The following is a 2,262-nucleotide window of genomic DNA, read 5'->3' as shown; positions in this document are numbered from 1 at the left end:
CCCGCACGCCGGCCACCCGACCGGACCGCACGCCCCGCGAACCGCTCCTGCCGCGCCGACCGGAGTCCGCCCGGCGGTACGGCACCTCGGCTGACCGGCCGTTGCGGCCCCGTGCCTTCCGGTCGCCACCTTTCGATCGGAGGTTGAGCTGATGTCTGTCGGGTTCGATGGTGCCCGGAGCGTGGCCGGTGCGGTTGACGCCGGGACCCTGGACCTGGTGGGAGACCTGCGCCAGCCGACGGTGTGGCCCGCCCGGGCGGCCTCGGTGCACCGGGTGCTCCCCTCCTGGCTGCCGGACGTCGGACCGGCCGCCGACGTCGTGCTCGCCGGGCTCGTGGCGGTCCTGGCGCGCTGGACGGCCCAGGAGGAGATCGTGCTGGGCCTGTCGTCGGGTGACGGCGGGTCGGTGCTGCGGGTGGACGTGGCGGGTGATCCGGGCTTCGGGGAGTTGACGGCGCGGGTGGGTGCGGCGTTGGCCGAGCCGGTCGCGTTGGGTGCGGGTGTGGTGGGTCCGGTGGTGGTGGGTGTGGTGGATGGGCCGGTGGCGGTGGTGGGGCCGGGTGTGGTGGGTGTGGATCTGGTGGTGTCGGTGGCGTCGGATGCCTCGGCGGTGCGGGTGGATTACGCGGTGGAGGGTTTTTCGGGGCAGTGGGTGCGGGGTCTGGTGGATCAGGTGGTGGTGTTGGTGTCGGCGGGGTTGGCGGGGTCGGGGCTGGGTGTGTCGGGGTTGCCGTTGGTGGGTGATGCGGAGCGGGAGCGGTTGTTGGCGTGGGGTCGGGGTCCGGTGCGTGAGGTGCCGGGTGAGCCGATCCACGAGTTGGTGTTGGCGTGGGCGCGGCGTTCGCCGGAGGCGGTGGCGGGGGTCTTCGGTGGTGAGGTGTTGACGTACGGGGAGTTGGATCGTCGGTCGGGGGTGGTGGCCGGGTATCTGCGCGGCTCGGGTGTCGGCGTGGGTGATGTGGTGTCGTTGGCGTTGGATCGCAGCCTGTGGACGTTGGTGGCGACGTTGGGTGTGCTGCGGGCGGGGGCGGCGTACACGCCGATGGACGTGTCGTGGCCGGTGGAGCGGATGCGGATGCTGCTGGCCGACCACGGCGCGCGGGTCGTGCTGACCGTCGGGGAGGTCGCCCCCCGCGTCCCCCGTCCCGACGGCGTACGGGTGGTGGCCCTCGACGACGACTGGCCCGCCGTGCAAGCCGCCGACGCTGTCGACCTGCCGCAGGTGCCGGCCGACGCGCCCGCGTTCGTGATCTACACATCGGGCTCCACCGGCACCCCGAAGGGCGTCGTACTGACCCACGACAAGCTCACGAACTTCGTCACCTGGATGCGCGACGAGTGCGCGGTGGGCCCGGACAGCCGGATGCTGCACTGCTGCGCGCCCGTCTTCGACGTCGCCCTGGGCGAGATCTACACCGCGCTGACCTCCGGCGCCCGCGTCGTGGTCTCCTCCCGCGACGACCTGCTCGACGGCCGGCGACTCACCGACCTGATCGCCAAGGAACAGGCGACCCACGCGTTCTGCCCGCCCACCAATCTCGCCGCCGTCGACCCCGCCGACTGTCCGAGCATGACGTGCGTGACCCTCGCCGGGGAACCCATCCCGCCCCACATGGCACAGCGGTGGATGACCGCCGGCGCGCGGCTGATCAACGCGTACGGGCCCGCCGAGGCGTCCGTGGCGTGTACCTGGTTCGACGCGTCGGCCGGCTGGGGCGGCGCCTACGTACCCATCGGCTGGCCCATGCCCAACCGCCAGATCCGCGTCGTCGACACCAACCTCGGCCTCGTCCCCATGGGCGTACCCGGCGAAATCCTCATCACCGGCCACGGCGTCGCCGACGGCTACCTCAACCGCCCCGAGCTGACCGCCCAGCGCTTCGTCACCGACCCGTACAGCGGCGGCGTCGCCTACCGCACCGGCGACCTCGGCCGATGGAACGCCTCCGGCGCCCTGGAGATCCTCGGTCGGATGGACCACCAGGTGAAGGTCAACGGCATCCGCATCGAACTCGGCGAGATCGAAGCCGTGCTCGAACAGCACACGGACGTCGGCACGGCCGTGGTGGTGCGCCGCGAGGACAACGGCACCGCCCGACTCGTCGCCTACGTCACCGGGCGCAACGGCCGTACCCCCGCCGTCGGCGACCTGCGCGCGCACGCCGCGGCCCTGCTGCCCGCCTACATGGTTCCCGCCGCCACCGTGGTCCTCGACCGCTTCCCCGTCGGCGGCACCGGCAAGATCGACCGAAACGCGCTGCC

The 2,262-nt window shown here is 72.6% G+C and carries 1 protein-coding gene; it reads left to right on the top strand.

The genetic code is table 11. The features are described 5' to 3' along the window. Positions 1-151: 151 nt before the first annotated feature. The coding region (locus tag AB0B91_RS65220; RefSeq protein WP_358343045.1) for an amino acid adenylation domain-containing protein at positions 152-2,262 on the top strand (2,111 nt) is incomplete at its 3' end.

It is taken from the genome of Nonomuraea sp. NPDC049141, from assembly GCF_040648415.1.
GTDB lineage: Bacteria > Actinomycetota > Actinomycetes > Streptosporangiales > Streptosporangiaceae > Nonomuraea.
Note: the sequence above shows the minus strand (reverse complement) of the source record. Positions and strands in the feature narration are given on the sequence as shown.